This is a genomic window from Hahella sp. KA22 (assembly GCF_004135205.1).
Lineage (GTDB): Bacteria > Pseudomonadota > Gammaproteobacteria > Pseudomonadales > Oleiphilaceae > Hahella.
The window spans coordinates 3717910-3736571 of record NZ_CP035490.1; the positions used below are offsets into that span (position 1 = coordinate 3717910).

9 protein-coding genes are annotated in these 18662 nt (G+C 57.3%); 3 read left to right on the forward strand and 6 right to left on the reverse strand.

Annotated elements, in window-relative coordinates; genetic code table 11:
* The first annotated feature begins 1 nt into the window (after nt 1).
* From EUZ85_RS16580 to EUZ85_RS16590, 3 genes are all read left to right on the forward strand, one after another.
* Entirely contained in the window at nt 2-2794 is a 2793-nt protein-coding gene (locus tag EUZ85_RS16580) for an Hsp70 family protein (protein ID WP_127970334.1), read from the forward strand.
* Between the two features lie 473 nt (nt 2795-3267).
* Nucleotides 3268-5322, forward strand: a complete 2055-nt coding sequence (fusA, locus tag EUZ85_RS16585; protein WP_127970335.1) for an elongation factor G — start codon at nt 3268-3270, stop codon at nt 5320-5322.
* A 128-nt stretch (nt 5323-5450) separates the two neighbouring features.
* The gene (locus EUZ85_RS16590; RefSeq protein WP_127970336.1) at nt 5451-7979 is read left to right on the forward strand and encodes an EAL domain-containing protein; all 2529 of its coding nucleotides are present in this window, start codon (nt 5451-5453) and stop codon (nt 7977-7979) included.
* 95 nt (nt 7980-8074) lie between these two features.
* On the opposite strand, the gene EUZ85_RS16595 is transcribed toward EUZ85_RS16590, so the two are convergent.
* From EUZ85_RS16595 to EUZ85_RS16620, 6 genes are all read right to left on the reverse strand, one after another.
* Nucleotides 8075-10603, reverse strand: a complete 2529-nt coding sequence (locus tag EUZ85_RS16595; protein WP_127970337.1) for a cache domain-containing protein — start codon at nt 10601-10603, stop codon at nt 8075-8077.
* A 2-nt stretch (nt 10604-10605) separates the two neighbouring features.
* Nucleotides 10606-11781, reverse strand: coding sequence for an ABC transporter substrate binding protein (locus tag EUZ85_RS16600; protein WP_127970338.1), 1176 nt, complete (start codon nt 11779-11781; stop codon nt 10606-10608).
* Between the two features lie 48 nt (nt 11782-11829).
* Entirely contained in the window at nt 11830-13008 is a 1179-nt protein-coding gene (locus tag EUZ85_RS16605) for an ABC transporter substrate-binding protein (protein WP_127970339.1), read from the reverse strand.
* Nucleotides 13009-13176: 168 nt separating this feature from the next.
* Nucleotides 13177-14682, reverse strand: coding sequence for a hypothetical protein (locus tag EUZ85_RS16610; protein WP_127970340.1), 1506 nt, complete (start codon nt 14680-14682; stop codon nt 13177-13179).
* A 13-nt stretch (nt 14683-14695) separates the two neighbouring features.
* Nucleotides 14696-16975 (reverse strand): MFS transporter, encoded by a 2280-nt coding sequence (locus EUZ85_RS16615; protein ID WP_127970341.1) that lies wholly within the window; start codon nt 16973-16975, stop codon nt 14696-14698.
* 75 nt (nt 16976-17050) lie between these two features.
* Nucleotides 17051-18295, reverse strand: a complete 1245-nt coding sequence (locus tag EUZ85_RS16620) for a diaminopimelate epimerase (protein ID WP_127970342.1) — start codon at nt 18293-18295, stop codon at nt 17051-17053.
* Nucleotides 18296-18662: the final 367 nt, after the last annotated feature.

Genomic DNA, 18662 nt, shown 5'->3' on the forward strand with positions numbered 1-18662 from the left:
AGTGAAATATCTGGTAGGGATAGATTTGGGCACCACACACACGGTGGTGGCCTATACGGACATCTCGACAGGGGCGGAAAACGCCGTTCCCAAGTTGTTTGAAATTGAGCAGTTGGTGGCGCCGGGCGAGCTGGCCAAGAAGCCCATGCTGCCGTCTTTCCGCTACCATCCGGCTCCTGGCGAGATTGCGGAGCATCATCTGCAGCTGCCCTGGCGTCCTCAGGCGTTGCCTGGTGAGATTGACCAGGTTGTGATCGGCGAATGGGCTCGGGAACTGGGCTCCAAGGTCGATGGACGGCTGGTGGCCAGCGCCAAAAGCTGGCTGTCCCATCCCCAGGTGGAGCGCACCGCGGATATTCTGCCCTGGGCGGCGGCGGAAGACGTGGTCAAAGTGTCTCCCTTGCTCGCCAGCGCCAGTTACCTGCATCACGTCAGACAGGCCTGGAACCGGGAGCATCCGCAAGATCTGCTGGAACAGCAGGAAGTGGTCATCACAGTGCCGGCGTCTTTTGATGAAGGCGCCCGTTCCCTCACTCTTGAAGCCGCATGCCTGGCCGGCTTGCCGGAAGTCTTGTTATTGGAGGAGCCGCAGGCGGTTGTATACGACTGGTGCGCGCGTAATAAAGAACAGGCGCAATCACTGTTGCAGGACGCCAGACTCTTGCTGGTGTGCGATGTTGGCGGCGGCACCACAGATTTGAGTCTGATCAGCGTGGCGGCCGGGTCCGGCGATCAAGGCGAGCTGACCCTCAATCGCGTCGGGGTGGGCGACCACCTTATGCTCGGCGGCGATAATATCGATCTGGCGCTGGCGCATATAGCGGAACAGCGCATCGCCAGCGCGCGTAAGCTCAGCGCAGCGGCGCTTTCCCAGCTGATCCAGCAAACCCGAAAAGCCAAAGAGTTACTATTGTCGCCGGAAGCGCCTGATGCCGCTTCCGTGACGGTGCTGGGCGGCGGCGCCAAATTGATCGGCGGCGCCAAAAGCTGCGAGCTGACCCGTGAAGAAGCCCATCAGATCGCCGTGGACGGTTTTTTTCCTCTCTGTGAATTCAGTGATCGTCCCGCCAAGCGACGCAGCGCAGTCGTGGAGTTTGGCTTGCCCTATGCGCCGGATCCCGCCGTCAGTAAATACATTGCGGAATTCCTGGCCCGTCATGAGCAGGCCTGCAGACAGGCGCTAAAGACCAGCGAGACGTCTGCTGCAGTGCCGGATGTGCTGTTGCTGAACGGCGGCGTATTCAACAGCCCCTTGCTTAGTGAGCGGGCGCGGGCGCTGCTGAGTCAATGGAACGGCGCCCCGGTCAAGCTGCTGGACAACGCGCATCCCAATCTGGCGGTGGCTTTTGGCGGAGTGGCCTACGGGCTGGCGCGTAAAGGCGCGCAGATCAAAATTGGCGGCGGTTCGGCCCGCTCTTATTTCCTGATTGTGGAGGCGTCCACTGACGCCGCCGCAGATAAAAAATTTGGCGTTTGCTTATTACCCAAAGCGACCGAAGAAGGGGAAGAAATTCGTCTGCATGGGCGTAAATTCGCGCTGCGTATCGGTCGTCCGGTGCGCTTCCACCTGGCGTCCTCGACGGGCGACAAGACATTCAGTGCGGGCGATCTGCAGGAAATGAACGATGACGATTTCATCTTCCTGCCGCCCATGGTGTCGGCGTTGAGCGCCGACGCGGAGGACAGCGGCGCAGAGGTTGAAGTGGAACTGAGTGCGGTGTTGACGGAGGCGGGCGCATTACAGGTCGAGTGCGTGGGAATCGCTGGCGGCGACGCCACTCCCCAACGCTGGCGTCTGGATTTCCAATTACGCAAGCAGACGCCAGTGGAAGACGGCGGCGCACAATTGCCCGCCAAATTCGCTGAAGCGGCGAGTAAGATCGAAGCGGCTTACAGTTCCAACAAAAAAGGCGGCGACTCCATCAAAACGCTGCGTAGTGATCTGGAAAAGTTGCTCGGTAAGCGTGACCAGTGGGATATGCCCACGCTGCGCGCCGTTTTCGACAAGTTCCTGGAAGGTTCCAAAAACCGTCGCCGTTCTGCGGCTCATGAGCGCATCTGGCTCAATTTCGCCGGCTACTGCCTGCGTCCCGGTTTTGGCGATCCTCTGGATGACTGGCGGGGGCGGCAAGTCTGGAAAATGTATCAGCAAGGCCTGCAGTTCGATAAGGAAGGACAGCTGTGGAGCGAATGGTGGACCTTCTGGCGCCGCGTCGCCGGCGGGCTCAATAGTGAGCAGCAACAGCGCGTATACAAGGATGCGGCGGTCTACATTAACCCGGCCGCATTGCGCAGTCGTAAATTGCTGGCGACGCCGGCGTTCAAGTCCTATGAGGACATGGTGCGACTGGCGGCGGCGCTGGAGCGCTTGCCGGTGGAGACCAAAACCGAAGTCGCCAAATGGTTGTTGCAACGCCTGCAGAAGCCCAGCGAACCCATCGCCAGTTGGTGGGCGTTGGGACGGATCGCCTCGCGGCAGCCTTTCCATGGCAGCGCGCACAATGTGGTTCCGGCAGAGACGGTGTCCGGCTGGCTGCCGCAGTTGCTCAAACAGGACTGGAAAAAGAACCAGGAAGCGGCCTTCGCTACGGTGATGCTGTCGCGCATGAGCGGCGATCGCGTTCGGGATCTGTCCGAAGCGGACCGTAATGCGGTGGTTGCGGCGCTGAAAGCCGCCAAGGCTCCGGCGGTCTGGGTCGATATGGTTTCGCAAGTGGTGGAGCTGGATGAGGCGGAAACCAAGCGCGTATTTGGCGAAGCGTTGCCGTCCGGGCTCAAGCTGCTGGCTGAGTAGGCGACGGGAGTCGGTCAGGGCTGGCGTCGCCAGCCTGTGGCGGCCAGTCTGTAGGAAAGTAAAAAAACCGAGGCGCCCACCCTGGCTCATTAACGCCTCGGTCGCTGGGGAACTCTTCGGCGATCGCAGTCGCCAGAAGAAGTCGCCGTAAGCTAAAGGGGGAGTCAGAAACGGAGTAAGCGTTTCTGAAACCGCTGTCGGACAGGGATAGTATCTCCAGAGCGCCAGCCTGTTTCTGTGTAAAATTGCGCTTTTATTCCGCTGAATATCCCCATTACGACTTTATCGATTTTTGCTAACCCCGCATTTTTCCCAAATTCCGGATTTTCTGCTTTAATTCATAGAAATACTCCTTCCAGAATCCATCGCAGTTCGTGTTTTACGACGGGTCCTCCGTGCGGAATACGATCGGGATACTGGCCGAAGCTCCGTTTGACGACGCAAGTCGTCTCCACTCACCAAAAGGAAGAGCTATGGCGCAGTACAGCACAGAAAATATCCGCAATATCGCGCTTTTGGGACACGTCGGCTGCGGCAAGACGACCTTATTGGAAGCGCTCCTGGTTAAATCGGGAGAAATCCCCAGCGCCGGCAGCGTTGAGAAAGGCGCAACCCTCAGTGATTTCGATCCCCAGGAAAAAGAGCTGGGACATTCCCTCTACACCTCCGTATGCAGCCTGGATTACGACGCGGCGCATATCAACTTCATCGATACTCCCGGCTACCCCGACTTTCTTGGGCGGGCATTGAGCATCTTGCCTGCGGTGGACTCCGCCGCGCTGGTCATCAATGCGCAGGCGGGCGTGGAAATGGTGACGGAGCGCCTGATGGCGGCGGTTAAAAAGCGCGAGCTTTGCCGCATGATCATCGTTAACAAGATAGACATGAACGATATCGATTTCGCACAGCTTATGGAGAGCATTTGCGAGGCGTTCGGCTCCGAATGTCTGCCGATCAACCTGCCGGCGGAATCCGGTCATGGGGTGGTGGATTGCTACTTCGCGCCGGACGAGACTCGCGCCACAGACTTCTCATCCGTAGAGAAAGCGCACAGTGCGCTGGTGGATCAGGTCGTGGAGGTAGATGAGAAGTTGATGGAGGTGTATCTGGAGCAGGGACAGGAACTCAATCCCGAGCAGTTGCACGATCCCTTCGAACAGGCTCTGCGGGAGGGTCACCTGATTCCCGTCTGTTTCGTGTCGGCGCAAACCGGCGCGGGCGTGGAGGAGTTATTGAAGGTTATTTCCCATCTGATGCCGACGCCTCTGGAAGGCAACCCGCCGCAGTTTTTGAAGGGCGAGGGCGCGGAGGCCAAAAAAGTGACCGTGGAGCCGGACCCGGGCAAGCACGCCATAGCACATGTGTTTAAAGTCGCCGTGGACCCGTATGTTGGAAAATTGGGCGTGTTTCGGATTCACCAGGGACGCATTTCCCCTAACTCGCAAATGTATGTGGGAGACGCCCGTAAACCCTTCAAGGTCGCCCATCTGCTGAAACTGCAGGGTAAGAAAACCCGGGAGACCGCCTATGGCGTGCCGGGAGATATTTGCGCAGTGGCGAAAGTGGATGATATCGAGTTCGACTCCGTGCTGCATGACTCGACGGACGAAGAGCAATACCACCTCAAATCCATCGACTTTCCGCCGCCGATCTGCGGCATCGCCATTGAGCCGGTGCGCAGAGGGGACGAGCAGAAACTGTCGGACGCCCTGCAGAAGGTTTGCGCGGAAGATCCCAGTCTCAAGCTGGAGCATCGCGCTTCGCTGAATGAAACAGTGATGTATGGGGTCAGCGACTTGCATTTGCGGGTTGTGCTGCAACGCATGAAGCAACAATTCAACGTGGAGGTGGTCACCCATCCGCCCTCCATCGCCTATAAAGAAACCATCTCCAAGCCTGCGGAAGGTCACTTTCGACACAAAAAGCAAACCGGCGGGGCGGGGCAGTTTGGCGAAGTCTACCTGCGGGTGGAGCCATTGGAGCGGGGCCAGGGCTTTGAATTTGAGAACAAAGTGGTGGGAGGCTCTATTCCCTCCCAGTACATTCCCGGGGTGGAAAAAGGCGTGCGACAGGTGCTGGAAAGCGGGGCCATCGCTGGTTTTCCCCTGCAGGATCTGCGGGTGACGGTGTACGACGGCAAACATCATTCGGTGGATTCCAAGGAGATCGCCTTCGTCACCGCCGGCAAGAAAGCCTTTCTGGATGCGGTGAACAAAGCGCAGCCTGTGGTGCTGGAGCCCATGGTGAGGCTCAGCGTGACCGCGCCGGCGGCCAGTGTCGGGGATATCACTGGAGATATTTCCGGCTCCCGGGGCATGGTGACGGGCAGCAACGCGCTAAGCCGCAACCGGGCCTCGGTGTCGGCGTTGATTCCGCTGGCGGAGCTGGACAACTATCAGTCCAAACTGAAATCCATGACGGGCGGCGAGGGCGCTTACACGCTGGAATTCAGCCATTACGATTACGCGCCGCCGAAACTACAGCATGAGTTGATGGATCGATACAAACAAAAACAAAGCGGCGGATGAGCCGCCTGACAGGCGCTTAGCCGGATTGGGGGGCATTATTGAACCGGGGGAGGCGCCAAGCGGCCTTGAAATCCATGGCCGCGGGGCTATCTTTTGGATAAGGGCTAACGGGAATCAGAGTCTCTTTCATGACGACTATCTTGCAAGCTGATGGATTCGAGGATTGCGCCACGATCGAGGATCGCTCTGAGTTCACGGTCTTAATTGTCGACGACTCGCCTCTCAATCTGGATGTGGCGGTGGCTTGCCTGGAAAGTCGGGGCTACCGCACGCTCTCCGCCGAAAATGGCATGCAGGCGCTGCAAATCGCCGCGCAGAGCCAACCCTCTCTCATTCTTCTGGACGTGATGATGCCGGAAATGAATGGGTTCGAAACCTGCCGCAAGCTGAAAAAACTGGATGGATGCGACGACATTCCCGTGATTTTCATGACGGCTCTCAGCGACGTCAAAAGCAAAAAGGCGGGTTTTGACGCCGGCGGCGTGGATTACGTCACCAAGCCTTTCCAGGTCGAGGAGCTGGCGGCCCGGGTGCATATCCATATCGCACTGAAAGTCGCCTACCAGCAATTGAAGGACAGTGAGCAGCGCTACCGCAAGCTGGTGGAGACCACCCCCGACGCGATCATCGTTGAAGGCGAAGAGGGCATCGTATTTCTCAACTCTGCGGCGGTGGGCATGCTGAAAGCGGATAACCCGGACAAGCTGCTGGGCGGCGCTTTATTGGACTTTGTCTCGGAGGATCAGAAAGAATACGCGGCCATTCAGTTAAAACAGGCCTGCTCGGTGGACAGAACCGCCGGTCCGCCGGAAGTCATGCTGCTGCGGCAGCTTACCGGAGGGCGCGTAGAGGTGGAGGTTAACTGCATTCCCATTACCTATCACCGCTCGCCCTCCCATATGTATGTGTTGCGGGATATCACAGAGCGCCGGCGTCAGGAAGCGGCGATTGAGTTTCAGGCGACCCATGACGCATTGACTGGCCTGCCTAATCGCAGTTTGTTTCTGGATAGAGTGACGCAGTCGATCAATCACGCGCAGCGTAATGAATCCCGTTTGGCGCTGATTTTCATCGATCTGGACAAATTCAAGTTGATTAACGACACCCTGGGGCATAACGCTGGCGATGAGCTGCTTAGAATCATGTCGAAGCGTTTGCAGGATTGCACCCGTAGCTGCGATACCCTGGCCAGGTTCGGCGGTGACGAGTTCGTATTGCTGGTGGATAACCTGGAAAGCGAAGGGGACCTGACCCATCTGGCGGCGCGTCTGATCAGCTCCGTCAGCGCGCCGGTGTTGCTGTTGGGACAGAGCCATTCCATTACCTGCAGTCTGGGCATCAGCAGTTTTCCGGAAGACGGCGATAATGTGGAAGTGCTGATGCGTCATGCGGATATCGCCATGTATCGGGCCAAGGAATCCGGACGCAACGCCTATCAGTTCTTTACCCACCAGATGCAGGATCGCCTCAACGAGCGCCTGAAGCTGGAAAGCAGCCTGAAACAGGCGCTGGAAAATGACGAATTCGTTTTGCATTACCAGCCGCAAGTGGACCTGAGCACGGGCAAGATCATTGGGCTTGAGGCCTTGATTCGCTGGCAGTCGCCCACCTTGGGGCTGGTGCCGCCGGGAGACTTTATTCCCGCGGCGGAAGAGGGGCGTTTGATCTCCGCTATTGGCGAGTGGGTCATTTTCGCCGTCTGCAAACGTCTGGAAAGCTGGCGGCGACAGGGCCTGAAAATCGTGCCGGTGGCGATCAACATTTCCGCTTTGCAGTTCATGGAGCAGAAAACCGAGGAGCTGGTGAAGCAGGCTTTGAATAAGTACATGGTGGAGCCAAAATACCTGGAGTTGGAGTTGACCGAGTCTCTCTCCATGTTGGACCCGATCACCTCTATCTCGCTGATGCAACGGCTCAAGGATATCGGCGTGTCCCTGTCCATTGACGACTTTGGCACCGGGTACTCCAATCTCAGTTATCTGAAGCGCTTTCCCGTCAACAAGCTGAAAATTGATAAATCCTTTGTGTCAGGACTGACCAATAACCCGGACGATTACTCCATCGTCAAAGCCATTATTCGCATGTCCCAGAGCCTGGGCTTAAAGACTATCGCGGAAGGGGCGGAAACGGCGGGCCAGATCGCGCTGCTGGCGGCGGAAAACTGCGATGCGATACAGGGCTTCTATTTCAGCCGCCCGCTGCCTGAAGATCAAATCTGCGCCATGCTCAAAGAGCGTCCGCGCCTGGATATCAGCGAATTCGGCCGCAGTAGGGAAAGAGGCGCGGTGCTGGTGGTGGATGATGACGCCAATATCCTGCGCAGCATCAGGCGCATTCTGCGAGACGAGGCCTACGAAGTGCTGGTGGCGAGCAATACGGAAGACGCCTATGAAGTGCTGGCGCGGCGCGAAGTGGCCGTGATCGTTTCCGATTTGCAGATGCCAGGGGAAAGTGGCGTGCAATTTTTCTCCAAAATCAAAACCATGCATCCGCGTTCATTGCGCATTCTGCTCACGGGGCATGGCTCGTCGGAAAGCCTGGAGCGTGCGATTAACCAGGGGGAAATCTACCGCTATGTCTCCAAGCCCTGGGACAATACCCATTTGCTGGAAACGCTTAGCGCTGCGTTCAAACAGTATGAAAAAGGCGTCGGATGACGCCTTGATCTTACCTGTCCACTCTCATTGGCTCTGAACTTCGACCTGATTCCTGTTTTAACGTTTCCCGACGAGATGTCTACGGTAACGCGCGCCTACTTGGCGCTACGGTCGGCGATGCGCGCTTTGGCGGTAGGCAGCCAGCGCGCCAGCGACGCGTACAACTGCTGGATATTGAAAGGTTTGGCGAGGAAGTCATCCATCCCGGAATCCATGCAGCGTTGCTGGTCTCCAGGCAGGGCGTTGGCGGTCAGCGCGACTATCGGTAAGCGTCGACTGCCGGGATGGGACTGCTCTGCAGCGCGAATGGCCATAGCGGTCTCATAGCCGTCCATGACCGGCATCTGACAGTCCATCAGCACCATGTCGTAATGGTTCTTGGCCAGCCGCGTCAACGCCTCGCGACCATTCTCGGCGATGTCCGCAGTGATGCCGATCATATTCAGCAGCTCCACCGCATACTCCTGATTGATGGGATGATCCTCCACCAGTAAAACGCGCCCGCTTAGCGGCGCATTCTGAGTGCGGCCGGTTGCGCCGCCGGTTTTGGTGGTCAACGTGGAGACGCCGCTGGCGGTGGGATCTTTTTCCAGCCACACGGAGAACCAGAATGTGGAGCCTTCGCCGGGACGACTTTCCACGCCCAGCTCGCCGCCCATCAGTTCCACCAGACTCTTGGATATGCTCAAGCCAAGCCCGGTGCCGCCATAAGTGCGGGTAGTGGAGCCGTCCGCTTGCGAAAAAGATTCGAAAATCTTTTCCTGCTTCTCCAGGGGGATGCCAATGCCGGTGTCGCTGACCGATATTTTCAGCTTCATGTTGCGGGCGTCTTCATCGCTGATTTCCACGATAATCTGAATGCTGCCCTGCTGGGTGAATTTGAGGGCGTTGCCCACCAGATTGGTGAGAATCTGCCGCAGGCGGCCGCTGTCGCCGATCAGGGTTTCAGGAATGCCGTCGCTGAGGGCGCAACCCAGTTCAATGTCTTTGCTGTGCGCCCGGGGCGAGAAGATGTCCACGAGGTAGTTGAGCAGCTCCGGCAGCTTGAACGCATGATTATCCAGCTCCAATTTACCGGCTTCGATCTTGGAGAAGTCCAGAATGTCGTTGATGATATTCAACAGCGACTCGCCGGAACTGACGATGGTGTCCAGGTATTTGCGCTGCTTTTCCGACAACGGCGTATCGGCGAGTATGCTCGCCATGCCCAGCACGCCGTTCATCGGCGTACGGATTTCGTGGCTCATTCTGGCCAGAAACTCGCTTTTCGCCTGATTAGCCTGTTCCGCCGCCTCTTTTTCGCGGCAGGCTTCCTTGATGTTTTTCTTCAACTCCACTTCCATGAAGATGAACGACTCCGCCAGACGTCCCACCTCATCGCGGGAGCGCACCGCCAACGATTGAATTGTGCTGTTCGGCTGGTCGTCCTTGAGAAAGTCTTGTGACGGCAATTGCTTGGCGTAATTGGTGAGGAAGTCCAATGGCCGGGAGATGCGCGACACCCAGATGAAGGCCACGAGAATGCTGCCAATGAAGAAAAAAGCGATGACCAGACTCTGGCTCTTCACCAGATTCTCCGCCGGCGCGGAGATTTCCTCGACCGGCACCACCACGGAGAGATACCAGTCGAAAGGTTTGAAATAGCTGACGTAAGCCACCACTTGGCGCTCTTCGTCGCGTTTGGAGCCAGCGACAAAGGGGTCGTGATAGTGATACACCACCTGGCCGATTTGCTCTTGCGCCGCAATTTGGCCGATCAACTCGGTCAGCAGATCCCGTTGCTCGCCGTTCAGCGGCTTGGGCGTTTCGCCTTCTTCGCCCGAACTGGGCGGCGGCACCAGCACTTCGCTCTGGCCGTCAAACAGGTAGGCGTAGCCGGTGTTGGCGACTTTGATGTCAGGGAACGTCTTACGCAGACTGTCGATAATGGCGCTCATTTTCTTGCGGCTTTCCGCTTCGACGTACTCGAAGTCCACCATGGCGACGAGAGTCAGTTTCCAGTCGGGCAGGGGAAGGAAGTAGCCGATATGGCGGCTGTCGCGGTCGCTGCCGGGTTTGCGCCAGTTGAAGATGGCCTTGTCGCCGGAGGAATCCAGGTTGTCGTCCGCCATGGTCTGGTAGATGACGCGGCCTTTAAAATCACGCAGTGAGGTGATGTACGTCGCTTCCACGCTGGGGTCCGGGTGCGCCATAACCCCGCCCTGGCGGTTGAACACAAAGACTTCCACTTCGCCGAAGCGCACGTCCCGCAGCCACTTGAAAGCCATGGCCTCGGCCTCTTCCTGGGAAACCTTGCCTGACTTGTACAAATCCCCATAGACCCTGAAAGAGGACTGTGCGATTTCCGACACGCTCTGCAAGTCGCTTTGCAGATTGGAGAGGATTTCTATTTTGTCGCCGGTCAGCTGATCGTAACCGGCTTTGATATTCAGCTCGACCAGCTTCAATACGTTTTGCGCAGAGGATTCTTCAGCATGAAGCATCGCGCGTCCCACGTCACGATGCGTGAAATAAAGAATCGACAGCGCCGCTATGGACATGATCAACAGGATAAGAGAGATGATCCTGGTTCTTAGCGAGTAAAAACGGTAGCGGCTGAAAAAACGGCTGTTAGCTCGAACCATGTTTAATCGGGAACCTGTATTTCTCGATAGATTTCGTCTGCAGCGGCAAGCCAGTCTGCGCGCAGGTAAATGCCAATGACTTCCGCCGTCTTAAGGTTAAGGGATATATTGGTCTTCTCCTCAAACAATTGTTTCAGGGCTCTTGGGCTCACCCCGTTTATAACCTGACCCAGGCAGGAAGCCAGGTAATTACCGACGGATTCAAAGTCCGGCCGCGACATACTCATCAAAACGCCATATTTTACTTCTTCCGAGCCCAGTTGGGAAAAAGTGGGCAATTTATGCTTATTGGCGATCTTAACTATTTTAGGAATGCTGCGCTCATTTACGCCGCCTTGCATGGTAATGTACAGCGCGTCCACTTCCGGCGCCAGCTTGTCGATGCATGAAAGTACGCTTTCCACCGCTTTGCTGTTGTCCGGAATATCGCTTAGGGTATAACAACTTACCACTTTGAAGCGATTCTCCCTGGCGACTTTTTCTATATTCTCCAGCGACGCATAGGCGCGCCCGTCCACGGAGTCCTCGTAGGCCACCCCGAGGCGCTTGAAGCCCACCGCTTCGTGGAACACCCGCAGTTGCTTCTCATAGCGCTGGGGCGATACCCGGGCGAAGACGTGGTCATAGCCGGAATCCTCGGCGCTTTTGATGATGCCTGACTGAATCGGATCGCTGGCGGAAATCACAAAAATAGGGGTGTGATGGCGGTTATTGGCCAAGTCCTGTCCCGCCCAGGTGCCCATGGCGAAGACCAGGTCGATATCTTTCCGCCGGTTCATGCGGTCGATAATATCCGCACGGATTTTCTCTCTGGAATCCTGTTCCCAGTCAGCGGAATAGTAAGCGTCGTCTAAAAACGTCAGATATTGGCTTTTGACGTTTTGCGCCAGCCAGCTCCAAAGCGTGCGGGCGTCGGCTTCGCTGGATGGCAGTTCTACTGGTTCGATCCATCCCAGCGCTATCAGGCCGCGGATGGTCGCCTCAAGGTAGTCGTGATAGTTGCCATGTGGGCCGCCTTCGTAATAAGCCAGCCGCCATGGGGCATGAGCGGGCGGACTTTGCGCCTGGGGCGTATCGGGCGGGTGCGAAGCGGCGGCAGGAGGCGTCATGACGAGCAGGAGAGTGAGTCCCAGCACGCCTGTTAAGAGGAAGACAATCCTGGTGATTGAATTGCGCATGAGATGCTCCATCTTGCTGGCGCCCGCTCTGCGAGCGGGCGGTTACGCTTATTGGGGCGTTTCGACCTCTCTGTAAATCTCGTCGCTGGCGCCGAGTAACAACAGGGAGGGGTTAAACCCGATGATCTCTGCGGTCTTCAGGTTAAGCGCCATTCTCGCTGGCTCTTCAAACAACTGAGGCAGCTCGTTGGGCTTGGCCCCATTGAATATCCTGGCCATAGTCTGCGCGTGGAACTCGCCAAAATACTTGAAGTTGAACTGGGACAGGCTGGCCAGTACGCCATAGCGAACTTCTTCGGAACCAGACTGGGAGAAGGTGGGCACGTTATATTTCTGAGCGGTTTTCACGATCACGGGCAAGGTCTTGCGGGTGACGCCGCCCTGTTCGGTGATATAAATGGCGTCCACTTTCGGCGCCAGCTTTTGGAAGCAGTCGATGACGCTGTGCTCCGCCATGCTGACGTCGGCGATGTCGCTCTTGGTGTAGCAGGGCACGATGGTGAATTTGAGTTCTTTGCTCAACGCCTCAATGGTGTCCACGGCTGCGTAACTGCGACCGTTCTGAGTGTTTTCATAGGCGATGCCGAGCTTTTTGAAACCGGCAATGTCATGGAACACCCGGATATGGCGATCATAACGGAAGGGGTCCATGGTGGCGTGCAAATGGTCGTAACCGGAGTCGTCGATGCTTTTGATGATGCCGGCGGAGAGAGGGTCGCTCGCTGAGAACACCAGGGTCGGCGTGCTGTGCTCGTTATTGGCCAGATCCAGCCCGGCCCAGGTGCCCATGGCGATCATCAGGTCGATGTCCTTCTTCTCACTGAGCCGCTTGATGATGTCTTTCTTCATCTGGGCGCGCAGGTTGTCGTCCCAATTGGCGTTGTAATGGGCGTTTTTGACGAACTCGATATAATCGCTCTGGGCCGATTCAGAGAGCCAGCGCCAGAGATCGCTGGTCTGATCGCCTTTTTGGGGAGGGATGTCCGCCTTTTTGATCCAGCCCATATCCATCAACGAGCGCACCGTAACAATCAGCTCCCGTTGGTAATCCGGATACTCGCCCCCTTCGTAGTAGCCAATTCGCCAACGTTGACCGTTATTGGTCGTCGGCTCCATGCTGAACTTCGAGGCGGCTTCAGCCTTGGCGGATGTGGCCGCAGTAGCGACGCTGGTGAACAGCGTCAATGTCAGTGTTATTAAAGCGACCAGATAAAGTTTTATCCTCATTCGCTGTTCTCCTTATGCTCCCCAAACTCGATTTCGCAATTATAGTTCCCTAACACCTCACTCGCTTTGACTGCTTTACTGCGCTACTGCAACTTTTCCATATAACCCTTTGTTTCTATTGCGCTCTTATGGCGCACTATCAGGCATTCTCCGATCTCGACGAGGTCCTCACACCTCGATGGTCACCGGTACGCCCGCCAGACGATGTCTGCATTCACCCGCCAGGGTGGCGGCCCAGCCTTCCGGCATGGCACCCTGGCCTGTCATTACGTCCGCGGTTGTTTCCAGCAGCGAGGCGATATGCGCCTGCTCAACGGTCATGGCGCGGATGCGCGTCACGGCGCTGGCGTCCAGTCCGCCGGCGGCGATGATCTCAACCGGGCCCGCTGGTACGTATCCATCGTCGCGAGTGCGGGTGACGACAGTCTGCATGCCTGACAGATAGAATCCTGTGTAGGCCTGGGCGATGGCTTGAAAGCGACCGTCTTCGCCAAAATGGCGTTGTAGCGCGTTCAGCACGCCGCGTTGCATCCGGGGCAGATAGGAAGCCTGATAGTAACCGCCGGCGCAGGTTACGCCGCGGGCCAGGGCGATGACAAGAAAATTCGTGAATAATGAAGGCAATAGACGGCCTGAGCGAAGTTCCTGTAATAACGGGCCGGCCGTCAAGGGAACTGCATAATCGCTTTGTTGTCCGTCCACTGCACGCAATGTCGCCGCGCCTCCGTCTTCAGCCGTCAGGCCGAGTGATACTCTGCGCCCGGCGTCGTCAACGCCCCAGAACAGAAAGGTGCCGGAACCGTTGACTCCCTTAAGTTCAGCGTCCAGAGCCTGCAACAAAGGCTGCTCGAAAAAAAGAATGGAAGCGAGACTATCCGGGTTAGCCAAGTCATATTCCAGAAGCATAGTCGCTATTTTTTCCATTTCCAGATAGACCAGCGTCGGCGCGGATACGTTGGCGGCGAACAGGCGGCTCCAGACACGCTGGTTCAGCATCACCGCCTGGTCTGAGTAGTCCGCGGCGGCCATCACCGCCTCCGCCTCGTATTCCTCCCTCAGCAGACTGATAGCGGCTTCGGCCAGTCGCGCGTCGTCGTTGCAGGCGGCGCGTACGCGTTTCCGGGCGTTTTGCAGCATGGTCGTATCCAGGGCGGGCGCGCGGGCGACGATGGTGCGCTTCAGGCGGTCGGGAAACAAGGGTATTTTGAGCGGAAAAACGCCATTGGCGGCGCTTTCGGCGAACTTCGCCTCAGGATATAGCAACATTCCCCGGGGATAGGTGAGATTATTGAGGGGAATATTGGCGCAGGCGAACACGGGCAGGGTGGTCGCCCCGGTGGAGAGTCCAAACAGCAGCGTGCCTTGCACGGATTGGGCGAAATAATCCACGCCGTGGTGATTGGCGGTCAGGGCGACGGGATGACTGAGAATATCCGCGCTGACCGCAGTGGCCACCGCGTCACCAAGCAAGGGGGAGACATAGCGTTGCAATACGTCCGCCAGATCCTGGCGCGGCTGAAAACTGCCAGGGGAGATGCGAAACCCGCTGCGGGTATAGTCACAAACCGGGGAGCGGGCATGCGCCTGCAATGCGCCGTCAACGACGGGAAGGCGAGTGCGAATCTGGGTCAGCAGCGAATCGGTCAGGCTGCTTTCTGACAGGAGTGGTTCCATGATGAAGAGGTCCTTATGCGGTTTTGCTGCGGCTGGATATAGCGCTCTGGCTTTGTCGGGAGGGCGACTGTTGCGACTTGGACTGCGCCGGCGCGACGATTTCCTCGGTCTTGCCGCTGTCGTCGGCGGGCGTTTCCCGTGCGGCCAGCAATTGGAACAGAATGACGGTGATCAGATAGGCTCCTCCCAATACCGCCACGCCATGACGGATATCGGATAACCCGACCAGCCCGGCGAACAACATCGGGCCGAGCATCTGACCGATACGGCTGGACGCCCGGAACAGGCCGAGCGCTTTGCCTTCTCCCAGTTTCTTGCTGACGTCCAGATGCAGGACGTAGGCGCTCTGTGAGGACAACACGAAACAGTTGGATAGTCCCAACAGAACGACGGCGCAGGAGGTTGCAGCGACGCCCTGCAGGCCGATAAAAGACAGAAACGCAACGCTGCCAAGCAATCCCCCGATGAAAATAGGAATTTTCTTGCTCGGCATGCGATCCGCCAGCCGTCCGACCAGGGGGCCGAGAAAGGTCATGCAAAGGCCGAACAGCATCAAAATTTGTCCGATCTTGGCTTCCGGCGCGCCAATACGGCTCAGGTAGACCGGTGTGAAGTAATGCATAAAGCCAATGGCGGCGATGGCGGCGGGCAGGCTGCTGAGCAGGCTGACGGCGATCACATTGCGATCGCCCAGGAAGCGCCAGATGCTGATCTCTGCGCCATGCGCGCCGGCGCCGGTTGCGGCGGCTTTGGGCGCGGAGGGGCCGGATACGCCCCGACGCAAATAGATCAGGGCATAGGCGACCACGGTGAACACCAGCAGCGCGCCAGTGAGGAACACCGCCTCGTAGCCAAAGCGCTCGGCGATCAGGGCCCCGGTGGCGGCGCCGCAGATACTGCCTGAATAGAGGCCTGCGAACAGGTGCGCCAGCCCCTGGGTCTTGGTGCGGGTGTCAGTGTGACGCACGACGAAGCCTTGCGCCGCCAGCAACGTCAGGCCGTAACCGAAGCCCAGAATGGCGCGGGATAGCACGAACTGTAACGCGTCAGGCGCTTGCCAGGAGTACAGGCCTCCCGCCAGCGTCAGCAGCAGTCCCACTGCGAAGGGCGGAACCCAGCCTTTGCGGTCCAGCCAGGCGCCGGAAATAAAGATGGCGACGCCAACGCACAAAAACTCCACCGCAACCGGCAGCCCGAGCGCAAATTCTCTGGACAAGCCGGGAATGACGTCATACAGCCTTTCCATATGCAGGGGCAGTATCGACATGGACAGATCCACGCCGAACAGAAACAGGAATATCGCCGGCCGCATGGCTTTATACAGCTCAGATGCAGCCGGTCTGGATACGGGAGGCGCGACCTCACTTACAGGTGACGACTCCGCCGGAGTGCGTCCGGCGAATAAGACCACGGACATTTCCACCGCGATCAGCAAAGCGATCAGCATGATCGTGGCGTTATCCGCCACCAATGCAATGAACTCAGCGCTGCTGTAGGCGGCTTCGCCCTGCGCCGAGGTCAGGTCAGCCTGAATGGCGAGCCAGGCGGTGACGAACAGCGCCCCATGGGCGCTGGCGGCGGTGAGAATGCCGGCGCCGGCGCGCGCGAGTCGGGCGAATCGACGGGCGCCTTTACTATCGCCTTCCTCAATCGAGGTGTTGGCGACGCGATTCAGTAAAATCAACAGCAGCGTCATGCCCGCCAGTACGGCGAACCCTGCTGCGAATCCCCGCGCCAGACTTTCCCACATCTGACGTGCGCGCTGTTCGCCATTAGCCGCGGTAACGGCCTTGTCCAGCGTCACCATGAGGGTAACGTCGGAGTCTGGCTGCGCTGGTGGAAGAATGATTTGGAAGCGATCCTGGGTGGATGCGTACTTCATTGCATCGCCAGGAAGTTTTTTCAAGCGGTAAGCATTAGGAAGGTCTGCGCCGACCTGGCTGGCGTCAGTGCTCAGGATAATGACGCCGTTCCGGGCCAGAGCAAGCTCCGGCCCGGCGACGGAGGACGCAGCGCCGGCTTGTTGGCCCCTGTTCTGAGAGGCGGCCTTGAACACGGCGGAGGCGCGCAACTTTTCCGACAACTCGGTCTGACGTTGGCTCAGATCTTCCAGATCTGTCGCGTTTTGGATTGAGATCTCTTTGATTCCCGCGTCAAACAGCGACGCGGACAGAAAGTGATGCTCGTGCAGACGCTCGAACACAACATAGGAGAGGAAAGCGCTGAGGGGCAGTGTGAGAATCAGCAGTAACGTCATTCTTGCGGAAAACCGCATCGGGTTTAGCGCGTCCATTTAGCGACGGTCCTCATAGCTAAGTGTGGCGATCGTAACTCATTGAAATACCTCCAGACTAGTACAAAAAACAGATTACTGCTTGGTCATCAGACGTTTACGGATGATGGGCGAATTCGCCGCCTCCAGGGTGAGCTGCTGCTTGTATAAACGCGCTTCGCTCTCCGCCATCAGATACTCGTTGGCGGTTGGCGTCGCCACATTGATCGGCTGCATGCGGTATTGGCCTTCAAACAACATGTAAGGCTTGGTGGTCAGCACCCAACCGTTATCGGTCTGCTGGATATTGATCACCGCATCGGGATCTTCTTCCCGGCAACGGATGGGCAGCAGGTTGATGTTGGTGATGGGCATGGAGAACAACTGCTGCACCACATAGGCCACCGCCAGCGCGCCGGTGCTGCACGCCAGGGTCTCACGGTTGATGCCGCGTTCGAAGCAACGGTTGGAGACGGAGTCCAGGTTGTGGATGCGGGCGAAGTTGACGCTGACGCCTTCTGGAAAAATGTGTCGGCAACGGCTGTTAATAAAAGAACCGATGCGATGCACCAGCCAGGCGCCCAAACCGCGACGTCTGTCTTCCGGCGCATGGCCTTCTGGCGTGGCGCCGAAAATGAAGTTGGCCAGCTCAGGTACGGAGAAGTCATGATCCGGGAAAATCACCAGATGGGGTTCACCGGTGAATACCAGGTAGCCTTTAATGGTCAGCGTGGATTCGTCCGTATAGGGCTTCAGATCGTCGCGACGGAACTGAATGGTGAGTTCCTCGATAACGTCGATAGTGTCGTCCAGCGGATGCAGGCTGTCGCGGTTGACCAACTGGGTTGGCGTATGGCGGGGCATGCCCAGGTTAACCCAGCTGCCGTCGTAACCGAGGCTGCCGATGGAAATAATGTTGGGAGTGGACAACGGGATTTCAGTGGCGATATTAGACACTGTCACGCCGTGCTTGCGGCGCAAAAAGTCAGCGATGCATATCAAGCCATTGCCGCAGCATGCGGCTTCTTCGCCGTTGGGCTCAAACATTCTGAAAACATAGTCCGCAGCGGATAAATCCGGCTTTGCGTCCCAGTAGTTTCTATCCTTAGCGATCGTGTCCAGCGTCCGTGCATTCGAGCGTTGCACTACCAGCAGATTGTCGCAACCAATGCCAAAAGTCGTGCTTGTGGCCTTGGGAGCGAAAGCCGACCATTCCATTTCGGCCAATACGCTGTCCTCTGTGGCGTCAACAATAACGAAGTTATTGCCGCAGGAAGTGTATTTGACGAAGGGAACAGTTTTCGCGGCTACGTCTGCTGTTTCGTTCTTATCTATGAACATCTGGAGTGACCTCACTTGGTGACAAACAGTACAAATCCGCCATAGAAAATAGCATGGACTAAATTCTTCGCCATTGCATAACGGCGATAATTGGAAATGATTAGTAAACTTAGATTATTAACTGTGATCGCGAAGGGCGCGAGGAAGTGATGGAAGTTTTGTGAGACATGTATTGTCAAATTCTGATACATAAGAGGATTGAGCTCCCTATCTGTGTATCCGGACGGGGGATATCGCTTGCAAATATCCACACAGGCTTACAGTCATTTGCGTTCGCTCTGCTATATCTTAGCGGCCTGCTGACATTCTGCAGTTGTGAGCGGTAAGCTTATTTTTATTATGATTATCGGCGACGCCCGCATAGCCG